Genomic DNA, 14,006 nt, shown 5'->3' on the forward strand with positions numbered 1-14,006 from the left:
GAAGCTGCTAAATCAGCAATAGGCGGGCCAGCCTTCTGGCAACGATTGCGAAACGCCCGGCGCGGCATTTCGGCAGTCACCTCCAAGAAGGTGGCCGCCGAAATGCCGCGCCGGGCGCTGGTAGCGTGGACGCTGCGAGTCCGCGCGTAGGAATGTTGGGCAATGCCACCACGCGCGGACTCACAGCGTCCACGCTACCTCATTAAGCCGGGTCGGCCACGCGCACTACCAACCCATCAAGATTAGGCTGGAGGCGAATCTGACAGCTGAGGCGGCTGGTTTCGTGCAGCACGGGCAGCGTATCGAGCATCGCCCACTCATCTTCGCTGGGTTCCAGCAGCGGGGGGCCAGCTAATACCTCCACGTGGCAGGTGGCGCACAGCGCCATACCGCCGCAGGTAGCCTGAATGGGGTAGTCGTTGGCTTTGAGCAACTCCATGAGGCTCAGGCCCATATCGGTGGGGGCTTGCAGCTCGCGGCGTTGGCCGGGCGCGTCCTCAACGTAAATTCTGATATCGTTTTCCATTGGGTAAATGAGTAAATGGGTAAATGAGTAAGTGAGTAAAATGCTCATCCTGAACACTTTACTCACTTACTCATTTACTCACTTACAGCGACGGTGCCCCGTTCACGGTGGTGTATTTGAGAGTGTATTTTTTGTCGGGGTAGATGTACTTGAACGCGCCCTGGCACATGAGCGCCGCCTCGTGGAAGCCGCACAAAATGAGCTTGAGCTTGCCTGGATACGTATTGATGTCGCCAATGGCGTACACGCCGGGTACCGACGTGCTATAATCCTCGGTGTTTACCAGCACGGCGTCGTTTTCGAGGCCCAGGCCCCACTCGCCGATGGGCCCGAGCTTGGGCGTGAGGCCAAACAGCGGCACGAAGGCATCGAGCGGCACGGTTTCGGCCTGCCCGTTATTGCCCGTGATGGTGACCTCCTGCAAGTGGCCGTTGCCGTGCAGGTGCGTCACATTAGAACTCAGTACGAGCTTGATTTTGCCGGCTTTGTGCAGCTTCTGCACTTTCTCGGCCGAGTCGGCCGCGCCGCGGAAGGTGGTGCCGCGGTGCACCAGCGTCACCTCCGAAGCCACGTTGGCCAAGAAGTTGGTCCAGTCGAGAGCCGAGTCGCCGCCGCCGGCAATCACGATTTTCTTGCCGCGGAAGTGCTCGGGGTCACGCACCATGTAGTGCACGCCTTTGCCGCCTTCGAAGCGCTCCAGGTTTTCCACGGCGGGCTTGCGCGGCTCAAACGAGCCCAGGCCGCCCGCAATGGCCACGGCTTTGCACTGTACTTCGGTGCCGTCGGTGGTGGTGAGCTGGAAGGAACCGTCGTCGAGCTTGGCGAAGCTTTCGACCCGTTCGCCCAGCGTGAAGGTGGGGTGGAAAGGGGCAATCTGCTTCATCAAATTATCGACCAGGTCGCCGGCCAAAATCTCGGGGTAGCCGGGGATATCGTAAATCGGCTTTTTGGGATAAATCTCGGACAGCTGCCCGCCCGGCTGGGGCAGGGCGTCCACCACGTGGCAGCGCAGCTTCAACAAACCAGCTTCAAAAACGGCGAACAAACCAACCGGGCCAGCCCCGATAATGCAGATATCAGTGGAAATTACAGCAGACATGCAGGCGAAATTGCGTTAGTATTTAGAATGAGTACAAAGGTACGGCCGGCCCGGCGCGGTCACCAGCGCCGGTTGCCTGGGCAGTGGCTGCCGACCTTTGCGCCCCGGGTAGTCAACAAGTAGCTGCCCGATAAGATTCTGAAACAAAAGAACTTTGCTAGTTCTCCATTTGCCCATTCCGCCCCTTTTTTTCGTTGCGCCTGCCTTTTATGAATTTTTCGACTATCCGCCTGGTTAGCAGCGCGTTGCTGCTGGCTTTCGTTACTGCCTGCTCCACCTCCCACGACCCCACGCCCACCACCGATGGCAGCACCCGCGATGACAATATGGCCCTCGGCAATCCCAGCGGCGCCGAAGCCGATGCCACGGGCTCGCCCACTAACTACCTGCTAATCAAGGCTCAGTACGCGCTGTCATATAACCGCGACCAGGGCAAGCCCAACTGGGTGAGCTGGCACCTTAGCAACGCTTGGCTGGGCGCGGCCCCCCGGCAAGATAATTTTGCCGCCGATGACGAACTGCTCGGCAGCTGGTACCAGGTAACGAGTAGCAGCTACACCGGCTCGGGCTTCGACCGGGGCCACAACTGCCCCAGCGCCGACCGCACCGGCTCGGCGGCCGACAACACAGCTACCTTCTTCATGACCAATATGATGCCCCAGGCCCCGCAAAACAATCAGCAAACCTGGGTCGGCCTCGAAAACTACTGCCGCAGCCTAGTGGGCGATGGCAACGAGCTCTATATTATCGCGGGTAGCTACGGCCGGGGCGGCACCGGCAGCAACGGCTCTGCCAGCACCCTCGACGGCGGCCGCGTAACCGTGCCCAGCCGCTGCTGGAAAGTGGTAGTGGTGCTGCCCGTGGGCACCAACGACGTAAGCCGCATCATGGCCAGCACCCGCGTTATCGCCATCAACACCCCCAATACCAACTCGGTAGACCCCGACTGGGGCGGCTACCGCACCACCGTCAACGCCATCGAAACGGCCACCGGCTACGACTTGCTGTCGGCGGTGTCCAGCACCATCCAGCGCAGCATTGAGGCAAAAAAGGATACTGGGCTAACTAACTGAGAAATAGGGTAAGTGCCTATACAAAAGTTGTTTGTCATTGCGAGCGCAACGCAGTGGAGCGCGGCAATCTTTCCTTCACGTTGGGGTTGCTAACCCGATGAAGCGAACGGCAAGGAAAGATTGCCGCGCTCCACTGCGTTGCGCTCGCAATGACAAATTTTTTTTTTTGCGTAAATCCTGAATCACTTACTTCATCAACTGGGCCAATGTGCGGATGATGCGTCGGCCGCGTGATTTTACGGTGCCCAGGGGCAGCTGAAGCTCGTCGGCCACCTCGGCCTGGGTGTAGCCGCGCATGTAGAGCAGCTCCAGCAACTGCTGGTCGCTGGGCGCAAGCAGTACCAGCCAGTCGCGCACCCCAATGTGCTCGGGCCGAAACGTGGTGGGGGCCGCCAGCCGGTGCGCATCACTGTCGCTGAGCGGCTGCGTGCGCTGGGTGGTGCGGCGCTGCTCGCGCAGGCGGTCGATGGCCAGGTTGCGGCTGATATTGAGCGCCCACGTAAAGAGGCGGCCCTTGCTGGCATCGTAGCTCGGGAAGGCCAGCCAAAATTTCAACATGCTTTCTTGCAGCACGTCCTCGGCCAACTCCTCCTGGCGCACAATGCGCAGAATTACCTGGTACAGCGACTTCTTGTAATTCTTGTAGAAGAACGACATGGCCTGCTCATCCTTGGCATGCAGGCGCCGGATGAGGAGGTTCTCGGCCTCTTGTTCAAGGAGTTTCATTAGCGGAAAAGGATAGAGCGCGCCCCACCTACGCCGCTACCAAATGCCTTGGATTGAGCTGTTACCAATAATAAATAGTGCTGCTTTTTGGAACTTTTTCGATGAAATCAGGCCCTTTCTTAGCCACCAGTTAAAGTTCCTGGGCAAGATTTTAAACCGGCCATTACCAGCCAAAAAATACTATTGGCCAAGAAGTTACATATGATTTTGGTAATCTGGCTAAGTGGCAGGCATACCTAAAATTCTGTTGTTGAAGATAGCCAAACGTAGCATTTCCGCCTGCGTGCAGTAGCACTGGGGCAAAACCCCGATGCCGGATCAAAAGCTCATTAAGCTGGCCGCCGCCCGTAGGCCGGGGCTCATTCTGTAAAAGATGCCACCAAAACTGCCACAGCTAAATAAAAAAAGGCCCTCACATTGCTGTGGGGGCCTTTTTCGTGGTCGTATAAGGAGTCGAACCTTAAACCTTCTGATTCGTAGTCAGATGCTCTATCCAATTGAGCTATACAACCGTTGTCCCGTGTTGGGAGTGCAAAGGTAGCAAGAAAATTTTCGGCTGCGCAAATGTGGCGGCAAGTTTTTCGGGTAAAAATTGGTTTGCAGCGGGCAAGACGGTAATAATCAGGCACAAAATATTAGCTGGCCGGGGTGCCGTTGCGCAATACGCGCTGCAAAGCCCGGTTGAATACCACGAACAGGCCGAAGAGCGAGGCCGCCACTAGGCCAATGAGCACCAGCTTGCTGGCCAAGCCCTGCTCAGGGTCGTGCAGGAGAGCGAGCACGTCCTGGGCCTTGGTGCCGAGCCAGTAGAAAAACAGGCTGCGCGGTAGCATCCCAATGACGGAGGCCGCCAGAAAGCGTCGGCGCGGCACCCCCACAATGGCCAGCACAAACGTCATGAGCGCAAACGGCAGCACCGGCGAAAGGCGCGTGAGCAGGATGAGCGACCAGCTTTGGTTTTGCAGCTCGGCCAGCACGGCATCGGCTTTGGGAAAGTGGTGGAGCACGGCGCGGAGCTTGCCGTGGTCGAGGCGGCGCGCCAGCTCGTAGCCGATGGCCGAGGCCAGCGCGTAGGCCACTACCATGCCCGGCAGCCCCCCCCAGCCAAAGTAGAAACCCGTAATAATGGCTACAAACGTGGTGGGCGTGAGGGCCGTAGCCATCAATAGGCCCGCCACGGCGAAGTAAAGCAGGCTCTGCCCCAGAGTGAGGTTGCGCAGCAAATCGGGTTGCTCGTAGAGCAAACCCAGCACCGCCGCCGAGCCGAGCAGGGGCACCGCCAGCAGCAACCCCATAGTGAGCAAGGTGGAAAAATTCTTTTGGAAAAGCTCGCGCAAAAAAGCCATTGAGAGGGAAAAGCCGGGGGCCGGCCAATGAGGAGGCGAAAGTACCTACGCAAAAGCCGGCCCCGCCGCCGCGCCTGGGCCGGCGCTACTCGTCCTTGGCCCCGAAGCCGAAGAAGCGCTTGAGGCCCGCTCCGGCTCCGGCCAGCGCCAGCAAGCCCAGCTTCCAGAACTTGACGACGACGACGAACAAGCCCACCTTGGCCAGCACCTTGCCGGCTACGAGGCCGCCAATGCCGTACATAGCCACCTCGTCGATACCGGAGCTGAAGTCGTTGTATTGCTGGCCTTTAACAAACGTCACGTTGGCGAGCAACGCGGGGATGCTGGCCTTGATTTCGGGTAGCTGCCCGGGCACGGCAATGGCGTTGAACACGAGCACGCCCTTGCGGCCCAGGATGCGCACGTTAGTAATTCAGGGTTTCGTCGAGGCCATCGCCAAAGCGTAAGAGCTTGGCCCAGTGCAGGGTATGTTGGTTTTTGTCGTAGTAGGGTGGGGCACCCCAGCCAAGGAGGTGCACCGATTCGTAGCCGTGCTGGGTGCGGTCCTGGTTGTCTTCCTCGGTGTCCTTCTGCATTTCCTCCAGCAACTCGTCGTACTTGATGTCGTCGGCATCGTCGTCCTTCACGTGGCCCATGGGGTCAAAATTGATGAGGTAGGCCCAGGTACCGTCGCTCATGGGGCCGCGGTCCTCGGGAAACAGCATGCCCAGGCTTTCCTGCGGCGGGTTGCGCCAGAGCTTGTGCATGACGTAGGCCGCCTGCGACGAGTCGAGGTACAGAAAGCCGGGCGGCACCGTGAGCTTGCCCACGCCACCGGGTAAGTTGATGAGGCCCTTCTGGTACACGAAGGTGCCGTTGACGGAATCGACCTGCGCCTGGTACCGGGCGGCCGAGTCCACGACCACCGGCTTAGGTTTGAGCCGCGCCTTGGGCGGGGCCGCGAGCGCCGGGCCCGCCAGGCTTAAAAGGGCTCCAACTAGAAGTAGTAGTTTTTTCATGCAGTAAAAAAGGTAAAACAGAATATCGCCGCTAATATAAGCTCAGTCACCGGGCCCGCTGCCGTCCCCCAACCATTTCCCACTACCCAGCCCGTATTTTTACCCCGCATTCCCACCCCCCACCCAACAGCCAGCCCGCGCAGCGGGCGTATCTGCGAAATCCGTTTAATCCGTTTGAATCTGCGATGAAATTTGCCACCAAAGCCATCCACGCCGGCGTGCACCCGGACCCCACCACGGGGGCCATCATGACGCCCATTTACCAGACCTCGACCTACGCCCAGCGCTCGCCCGGCGACAACAAAGGCTACGAGTACTCGCGCACCCACAACCCCACCCGCACCCAGCTGCAAGACGCCCTGGCCGCCCTCGACAACGGCCAGCACGGCCTGGCTTTTGCCTCGGGCATGGCCGCCATCGACTGCGTGCTACACCTGCTGAAGCCGGGCGACGAGGTGATTTCGACCGATGACCTCTACGGCGGCAGCTACCGCATCATGACCAAGGTGTACGAGCCGCTGGGCATCAAATTTCACTTTGTGCCGATGGGGGATATGGCCGCCGTGCGCGAAAAAGTGACCCCTAAGACCAAGCTCATCTGGGTCGAAACGCCCACCAACCCGCTACTCAACATCATCGACATTGCGGCGGCCTCGGTTATTGCCAAGGAAGCGGGCGCGCTGCTGGCGGTAGACAACACGTTCTCAACGCCTTATCTGCAAACGCCGCTGGATTTGGGCGCCGATATCTCGGTGTATTCGCTCACCAAGTACATGGCCGGCCACTCTGATACGGTGATGGGCGCGCTGGTTTTTAACGATGCCACGCTGCTGGAGCGGCTCAGCTTTTACCAGAATGCCTGCGGCGGCACGCCTGGCCCTCAGGACTGCTTCTTGGTGCTGCGCGGCCTCAAAACCCTGCACCTGCGCATGCAGCGCCACTGCGAAAACGGCCGCGCCGTGGCCGAGTACCTGCGCCAGCACCCCAAGGTGGAGAAAGTGTACTGGCCCGGCTTCGAGAGCCATCCCAACCACGCCGTGGCCGCCAAGCAGATGCGCGACTTCGGGGGCATGATTTCGTTTGTGCTCAAGGGCGATAAGCAGGAAGACGCCATTGCGGTGCTCGAAAAATTCCAGCTCTTCACCCTGGCCGAAAGCCTGGGCGGCGTCGAAAGCCTGAGCGGCCACCCCGCCACCATGACGCACGCCAGCATCCCGGCCGAGCAGCGCCGCAAGTCGGGCCTTTCGGACTCGCTTATTCGCCTGAGCGTGGGTATCGAGGACGCTGAGGACCTGATTGACGACTTGGCCCAAGCCATTGGGTAAGAAGCATTAGGCTATATTTGAAAGCGCTGGGTTGGCCGTTGGGCTGGCCCAGCGCTTTTGCATTAACCCTATTTGTAAAACGTTGTTTATGAATAAGTTAACTTTATTGTCTTTGCTGCTGGTTGCGCAGGTGGCGGCTGCCCAGGCGCCCGCGCCCGCCATGCCGCACACTATTTTGGTGCGGGGCACCGCCGAGCGCGAGCTGGACCCCGAAAAGCTGGACTTGCTGCTCACCTACCGCTTCTCCGATAACGTGAAGGAAAGCGAGCGCACTCAAAACCAGGAAGAAAGCCTGCGCCAGGTGCTCACCAAGGCCAGTATCGGCCCCGATAAGCTGGTGCTGGAAGAGCTGTCGGCCACCGGCTACGGCGGCCTTTCGAAGGTGGGTAACGCCAACGTGGCCCTCACCAAAGTGTACCGCCTCACCCTCGATAACCCGCAGCAGCTCAATACCCTCATCCCCCAGCTGGTGCAAACGGGAGCCGACAACCTGCGCTTCGTAAATCTGCAAAATGGCAAGCTGGCTGCCACCCAGGCCGAGCTAGCCACCCAGGCCGCCACCGATGCCCGCCAAAAAGCCGCGTTAGCAGTAAAAGCGGCTGGCAGCCAGCTCGGTAGCGTGGTGGCGATGGTAGAAGTTTTGCCCGAGGGCAGCTACTCGGAAACGGTGCTGCGCGACAAGCAGTCGGCCAGCATAATGTACCAGGCCCGCGAAGGGCACGCCGCGGAAATGGCCCCGTTCAGCCTGCGCAAAATTAAGGTGCAAGTAACTTATGATGTGGTGTTTGAGATAAAGCCCTGACCTGCGCCGCAAACCGGCGCTGCGGCCGCTGGCGTAGGGGCGCGCCATGCGCCCAACTCGTTTTTTGTTAAGCTGCCTCGTCGGGCTGGCTACTTTTGTCAGCTGGTTTTTCGCTAGCTCCGCCGCTGGTGGCCCGCGTTTGGGCGGCCCGGCCCCCTCCGTTGTTATGTCTACGCATCCTATTGCCTACCTCGCCCTGGGCGACTCCTATACCATTGGCGAGGGTGCTGCGCACGCCGACCGCTGGCCGGTGCAGCTGGCCGCCCTGGCTCACGCGCACGGCTTGCAGCTTGCTGACCCCGATATCATTGCTAAAACCGGTTGGACAACCGCCGAGTTGCAAGAAGCTATTGCCGCCAGCGGCAACCACCGTCACGACTACGGCCTGGTATCGCTGCTTGTTGGGGTGAACAACCAGTATCGGGGCCAAAGCTTGGCGCTGTACCGCGCCGAGTTTCGGCAGCTGCTGGCCACGGCGCAAACCTACGCGGGCGGCCAGGCGGGCCGGGTAGTAGTGCTCAGCATTCCCGACTGGGGCCTAACGCCCTTTGCTGAAAAGGAAGGCCGCGCCCCCGCCCAGGTGGCCCACGAAATCGACCAGTTCAATGCCGTGGCGCAGGCCGATTGCCAGGCCGCCGGCGTGGCCTTTGTGGATATCACCGACCTGACGCGCGCTGCCGCGGGCGACGCCCAGCAGTTTACCGATGACGGCCTGCACTACACGGGCCCGCACATGCGGCAGTGGGCCACGCGGGCGCTACCCGTGGTGCAAGGGCTGCTGCAATAAAGGCAGAGCGGTTGCGTCTGCGGCGCTTTCCTGCTACTCGCCATGCCACTTCCACTCCAGCCCCGCCGCGTCGGCAACAAATATCATAACGTGCTGCCTACCAGCATAAGCCCACCTTCGGGCTACGGGGCGCTGCTGCGGCGCTACCTTTTTGAAAAGGCCGAGCGCGAGCCCGCGCAGCCGCTGGGCCCGTTTCGGGCCGATGCGGCCGCGCTGGCCACTGCCGTGCCCGCCACTGCCCTGCGCGCTACCTGGCTGGGCCACAGCACGGTGCTGCTGGAACTGGATGGCCGCCGCTTTCTCACCGACCCGGTGTGGGCGGCGCGGGCCTCACCTTCGCAGCTGGTGGGGCCGAAGCGGTTTTTTGCGCCCCCGCTCGCCCTGGCCGACGTGCCGCCCCTCGACGGCGTTATCCTCTCGCACGACCACTACGACCACCTCGATGCCGCTACCATTCGGGTGCTGGCCCGGCGGGGCGAGCGGTTCTTTTGCCCGCTGGGCGTGGGGGCGCACCTGCGCCGCTGGGGCGTGGCAGCCCAACAGATTACGGAAGCCACATGGTGGGGAAAAATAGCGTTAGCACCTGACTTTGAATTGATTGTTACGCCGGCTCGCCACTACACTGGCCGGGGCATGCTCGACCGCGACCGTGCTCTGTGGGCGTCGTGGGTGCTGCGGGGGCCGCAGCACCGTGTGTTTTTTAGCGGCGACTCAGGGCCGTTCGACGAGGCCTTCCGGCAGATAGGGGCGGCGCACGGACCGTTTGACCTGGTACTGATGGAGATTGGCGAGGCCGACCCCGAATGGGCCGACATTCACCTGGGTCCCGATAATGCGTTGGTGGCGCACCGCCTGCTGGGTGGTGGCCCGTTGCTGCCCATTCACTGGGGCACGTTTAACCTGGCGCTGCACGCCTGGCGGCAGCCGGTGCAGCGTCTGCTGGAAGCCGCCGGCCCCGAGGTGCCACTGCTGCTGCCGGCCCCTGGGCAGCGGGTAGACGTGGCGGCCGGCCCCCTTAACTCTGGCTGGTGGGAATAGGGTAGGTTTTAGGTCAGTATGGGAGGCGGGCTGCCGGGGTTGAGCCGGCTGTCCGCCCGTCGTTCAGGCCGCTTGTTCTGCTAGCGAGCGGACAGCCGACTCAACCCCGGCAGCCCGCCCCATGTGCTTCACGCACTTCAATCTGAAAGCCAGTGAAAATTATTTTTTAAAATTATCTCATTGATTTTCATTTAGTTGATACATTAAGAAGCGTAATAAGCCAACCTGCTGCAATGAACAAAATTCGGGCATCGCAGTTGGTGGTTCGTTGAGTTCAGCCACTAGTTTGCGGCTGCACCCGGCTTTGTTTATGCGTCACCTTGTTGCCTGCTGTTTGTGTTGTTGCCGCCCGGCAGGCGGGAGTTGCTGTTGCGCCTAAGCTTTCAGGCCCACTGCGGCGGGCCACTTTCTTCATCCTTTTGCGGGTATTGCTCTAAAGCCAGTTATGGGCTTTGCTGCCTCCTTATCGGCTCTGGCCGTTAGCGGCTAACGCATTATTAGTTAAGTAGTTAAAAATTATACTGGGTGAGATTTTATTTTTATGAAAAAGACCTTACTTACGCCCTTGTGTGTGGTGGCTGCCCTGGCGGCCCACGCGCAAGCTGTCACCGTAACGGGCCGCGTGCTGAGCGCCAACGGCGAAGCGCAGCCCGGTGCCACGGTGCTGCAAAGCGGCACCAGCAATGGCACGGCGGCCAACGCCAGCGGCGAGTTCTCGCTGGCCGTGCCCACGAGCGCCACGCTAACTATTTCGGCCATTGGCTACGCCACGCAGCAAGTGGCCCTGAACGGCCGCACGCGCCTGGAAGTGCGCCTAGTGGCCTCAGCCACCGACCTCGGCGACGTGGTGGTAACGGGCTCGCGCGCCACCGAAGGCCGCTCCCGCATCCTGACCACGGCCCCCGTGGACGTGATTTCGGCCCGCGACATCAAGGCGTTTGCCCAAACTGATGTGAGCCAGGTACTGAGCTTCCAGGCTCCGTCGTTTCAGTCGGCGCGCCAAACCATGGCCGACGGCACCGACCACATCGACCCGGCCAGTTTGCGCGGCCTGGGCCCCGACCAGGTGCTGGTGCTCGTGAACGGCAAGCGCCGCCACCAGCAGTCGCTGGTCAACATCAACGGCACGGTGGGCCGGGGCTCGGTGGGCACTGATTTGAACGTGATACCCACGGCCAGCATCAAGCGCATTGAGGTGCTGCGCGATGGCGCGGCGGCCCTCTACGGCTCCGATGCCATTGCGGGCGTTATCAACATTCAGCTGAAAGACGACTCTACTGGCGTGAGCAGCAGTGCCTTGTATGGCCAAACGGTGGAGAACGATGGCAAAACTGAGCAAGTCGATTTCAACGTGGGCATCGGCCTCAACAAGCGCGGCTTCCTCGATTTGAGCGGGCAGCTGCTCAACCGGGGCTACACCAACCGCGGTTTTGCCGACCGGGCGCCGCTCATTTACCTGGGCAACAACAGCGGCAACTTCCCCAGCGGCCTCGACGAGGCTGGCCGCCGCGCCCTCAAGGCGCAGGACGATGCGCTGGTAACCCAGCGTGGCTTCGACCGCAACGACTTACGCGTGGGACAGTCGGCGTCGCGCAACTTTGGCGGCTTCATCAACGGCGGCTACCGGCTGGGGGCCGGCTACGAGGCCTACGTATCGGGCGGGGCCACCTACCGCACGGGCCAGGGCTCGGGCTTCAACCGCCTGCCCAACCAAGCCACGTCGAGCGACACCACCATCTACCCGAATGGCTACCTGCCGTTCATCAACACCACGATTTACGACCAGTCGGCCATCGTGGGCCTGCGCAAAACCTACGGTGGCTTTGCCGTGGATTTGAGTAACACGTTCGGCCGCAACGAGTTGCGCTACGACGTGAGCAACTCGGTTAACGCCTCCATTCCGCAGAGCGTGAGCAGCCGCAACCCCACCGAGTTTTACGCCGGGCGGCTGGCTTTTGCTCAAAACACCGTGAACCTCGGGGCTACGCGCCGCTTCACGGAAGTAGGGCCACTAGCCACGCTGAACGTGGCGTTTGGCGGCGAGTTTCGCTACGATAACTTCCTCATCGGCCGTGGCGAATACTCGTCCTACGCCTACCAGGGCCGCGTTATCGGCACCACGCCGGCCAACCCTGGCGCGCAGGTGTTTCCCGGCTACCAGCCGCAGGATGAAGTGAATAAATCGCGCACCAACGTGGCCGGCTACGTCGACTTGGAAAGCGACATCACCGAAAAGCTGCTGGTGCACGCCGCCGGCCGCGCCGAGCGTTACAGCGACTTTGGCGGTAATGTGAGCGGCCAGGCCGGCGCGCGCTACAGCATTACCGAGGGCGTGGCTTTGCGCGGCTCCATCGGCAATGGCTTCCGGGCGCCCTCGCTGCAACAGCGGTACTTCACCAGTACGGCCACGCAGGTGGTGAGCGGCAGCGACCCGCGCCAGGTGCTCACCGCCAACAACGATAATCCGCTGGTGCGCAATGCTATCGGCAACGCCACGCAGCCCGGTTTCGGGGTCGAGTCGCTGAAGCAGGAGAAATCGACCAACTACAGCCTGGGGCTCACGGCGCGCTTCCTGCGCACGTTTACCCTCACGGCCGACCTCTACCAGGTGGATATCCGCGACCGCATCGTGCTCTCGTCGCAGTTCACCAATAGCAACCCCACGGTGGCCACCATCCTGCGCAACACGCCGGTGAGCGCCATCCAATTCTTTGCCAATGCCGTGAACACCCGCACCCGCGGCCTCGACATTGTGCTCAACGAGCGCCAGCGCCTGACCGATAAAAGCACCATCGGCTTCACGGCGGCCGCCAACTTCAACCAGACTACGGTGCGCAGCTTCAACAGCTCCTCCAGCACCATCAACGACGACCCGACTCCCGGCACGGCCGGCCTGCAAAACACGCTCTTCAACCGCCAGCAGCGCGTGCGCCTCGAAAGCGGCAACCCGCGCAGCAAAATTGTGCTCTCGGGCAACTACACGTACGGCATCTTCGGCATTGAAGCCCGCAGCGTGCGCTTTGGCGAAATTCAGACCGCCGATGCTGACCCCGCCCGCTCGGCTCTCGACCAGACCTACTCGGCCAAGTGGATAAGCGACCTCACCGTTAATGCCCAGCTAACCAAACAGATAAACCTGGCCATCGGGGCCAGCAACATCTTCAACGTGTACCCCGACAAGGTGGCCATCAGCCCCCGCAACGACCCCAACAACTTCTCAGCCGACCCCAACCTGAGCTACGCCTCCAACCAGGACAACTCCAACCGCGGCCGCTACCTCTACAACGCCAACCAGTTTGGCTTCAACGGGGCCTACTACTTCGCCCGCTTTAATGTGACGCTGTAACTAATTGCCAGTTAATAGATTGTAAAAAAAGGACCCATGCGGCTAGCCGCATGGGTCCTTTTTTTAGGAGTAAATGCGGCCTCACTCGGCGGCGCGCAGCAGGCGGGCCAGCAGCTTGCCCTCGGCGCTACGGGCCACGTAGAGGCCGGCGGGCAGCGTGCTGGCGGGCTGCCACACCACGCGCCCATCGGCCGGGCTGGTGAGCTGGGCCACCACGCGCCCCAGCGCATCGACTATACTAATGAGCTGGCCAGCAGTAGCCTGAAACTGTACTTGCTTGCGGAAGGGCATCGGAAAAGCCGCGGTATCGGCCGGGTTGCTAGGGCGTGTGGCCAGCACCTGGTTGGTTACCAGGAAGGAAATAGTCTGCTCCTCGCTGGCGTGCAGGAGGCAGCCATTGTCGAGCACGGCCACAGTGGGGGTGTAGCGGCCCAGAGGCAGGTCGGTGGGCACGCGCCAGGTGAGGCGGGCCTGGGTAGCGCTCACGGTGGTCAGGTTCAGGCCGGGCACCACCTCCGGAGCCTGGCTGCTAAAGCTCAGCGCTTGGCCAGCATCGGGGTCGGTAGCACTCAGCAGCAGCGAAATAGCCTGGCCGGGCCTTGCCCGAATGAGCTGCTCCACGGGCTGCGAAGTAGCGTTGCCACCCACCGTGAGGCCCATGAAGTGCGGGCTGCCGTTGGTGGTGATATAGGCCACGTACGATATGTCGCGCGTGATGCCGCCAATCAGCTGCCACACTCCACTCACGCGGCGATACTCGCTCACGCGGGCGGCCATCGCGTAGCGGCCGGCCTGCACCGTAGTTGCCTGGGTGGTGAGCGCGCCGGTGGCCTTATCCAGCTGAAAGTAGGGGGCCGGCTGGCCCGACATATTCACCCCGCACTGGCCCAGAGGCTGCACGCCCCCCTGCGTCAACAATAGGTTGTAAGTCAGCAAGTTA

13 protein-coding genes and 1 tRNA gene are annotated in these 14,006 nt (G+C 61.3%); 6 read left to right on the forward strand and 8 right to left on the reverse strand.

All coding sequences use genetic code 11. The features are described 5' to 3' along the window. Positions 1 to 202: 202 nt before the first annotated feature. On the reverse strand, positions 203 to 526 hold the full coding sequence (locus ACYVGC_RS12465) for a 2Fe-2S iron-sulfur cluster-binding family protein (protein ID WP_460584157.1): 324 nt from the start codon (positions 524 to 526) through the stop codon (positions 203 to 205). Between the two features lie 82 nt (positions 527 to 608). After that, positions 609 to 1,625, reverse strand: coding sequence for an NAD(P)/FAD-dependent oxidoreductase (locus ACYVGC_RS12470; protein ID WP_460584158.1), 1,017 nt, complete (start codon positions 1,623 to 1,625; stop codon positions 609 to 611). Between the two features lie 209 nt (positions 1,626 to 1,834). Between ACYVGC_RS12470 and ACYVGC_RS12475 the strand changes: the two genes are divergently transcribed. Continuing rightward, the gene (locus ACYVGC_RS12475; protein WP_460584159.1) at positions 1,835 to 2,698 is read left to right on the forward strand and encodes a DNA/RNA non-specific endonuclease; all 864 of its coding nucleotides are present in this window, start codon (positions 1,835 to 1,837) and stop codon (positions 2,696 to 2,698) included. 186 nt (positions 2,699 to 2,884) lie between these two features. Here the strand turns inward: ACYVGC_RS12475 and ACYVGC_RS12480 are convergent, their stop codons facing one another. The 5 genes from ACYVGC_RS12480 to ACYVGC_RS12500 all read right to left on the reverse strand — a co-directional run bounded on the left by ACYVGC_RS12480 (position 2,885) and on the right by ACYVGC_RS12500 (position 5,768). Beyond that, positions 2,885 to 3,424 carry an RNA polymerase sigma factor gene (locus ACYVGC_RS12480; protein ID WP_460584160.1) on the reverse strand — a complete coding sequence of 180 codons (540 nt, stop codon included), beginning with the start codon at positions 3,422 to 3,424 and terminating at the stop codon, positions 2,885 to 2,887. Positions 3,425 to 3,862: 438 nt separating this feature from the next. After that, positions 3,863 to 3,936, reverse strand: a tRNA-Arg gene (locus ACYVGC_RS12485). 123 nt (positions 3,937 to 4,059) lie between these two features. Next, on the reverse strand, positions 4,060 to 4,719 hold the full coding sequence (locus ACYVGC_RS12490; protein ID WP_460584278.1) for a TVP38/TMEM64 family protein: 660 nt from the start codon (positions 4,717 to 4,719) through the stop codon (positions 4,060 to 4,062). A 136-nt stretch (positions 4,720 to 4,855) separates the two neighbouring features. Further along, a complete protein-coding gene (locus tag ACYVGC_RS12495) occupies positions 4,856 to 5,173 on the reverse strand; it encodes a DUF2167 domain-containing protein (RefSeq protein ID WP_460584161.1) in 318 nt (105 codons plus the stop codon). 1 nt (position 5,174) lies between these two features. Then, a complete protein-coding gene (locus ACYVGC_RS12500; RefSeq protein ID WP_460584162.1) occupies positions 5,175 to 5,768 on the reverse strand; it encodes a DUF2167 domain-containing protein in 594 nt (197 codons plus the stop codon). 185 nt (positions 5,769 to 5,953) lie between these two features. Between ACYVGC_RS12500 and ACYVGC_RS12505 the strand changes: the two genes are divergently transcribed. The 5 genes from ACYVGC_RS12505 (at position 5,954) to ACYVGC_RS12525 (ending at position 13,066) form a co-directional block, all read left to right on the forward strand. Then, a complete protein-coding gene (locus ACYVGC_RS12505) occupies positions 5,954 to 7,093 on the forward strand; it encodes a trans-sulfuration enzyme family protein (protein WP_460584163.1) in 1,140 nt (379 codons plus the stop codon). A gap of 88 nt (positions 7,094 to 7,181) precedes the next feature. After that, entirely contained in the window at positions 7,182 to 7,895 is a 714-nt protein-coding gene (locus ACYVGC_RS12510; RefSeq protein WP_460584164.1) for an SIMPL domain-containing protein, read from the forward strand. Positions 7,896 to 8,061: 166 nt separating this feature from the next. After that, positions 8,062 to 8,682 carry an SGNH/GDSL hydrolase family protein gene (locus ACYVGC_RS12515; protein ID WP_460584165.1) on the forward strand — a complete coding sequence of 207 codons (621 nt, stop codon included), beginning with the start codon at positions 8,062 to 8,064 and terminating at the stop codon, positions 8,680 to 8,682. Positions 8,683 to 8,724: 42 nt separating this feature from the next. Continuing rightward, positions 8,725 to 9,720: an MBL fold metallo-hydrolase gene (locus tag ACYVGC_RS12520; protein WP_460584166.1), complete on the forward strand. Its 996-nt coding sequence runs from the start codon at positions 8,725 to 8,727 to the stop codon at positions 9,718 to 9,720. Between the two features lie 541 nt (positions 9,721 to 10,261). Then, positions 10,262 to 13,066 (forward strand): TonB-dependent receptor, encoded by a 2,805-nt coding sequence (locus ACYVGC_RS12525; protein WP_460584167.1) that lies wholly within the window; start codon positions 10,262 to 10,264, stop codon positions 13,064 to 13,066. Between the two features lie 81 nt (positions 13,067 to 13,147). Here ACYVGC_RS12525 and ACYVGC_RS12530 read toward each other — a convergent pair whose 3' ends face one another. Further along, complete coding sequence (locus ACYVGC_RS12530) at positions 13,148 to 14,002, reverse strand: hypothetical protein (protein ID WP_460584168.1); 855 nt, start codon at positions 14,000 to 14,002, stop codon at positions 13,148 to 13,150. Between the last annotated feature and the right edge of the window lie 4 nt (positions 14,003 to 14,006).

This window comes from Hymenobacter arcticus, from assembly GCF_054779975.1.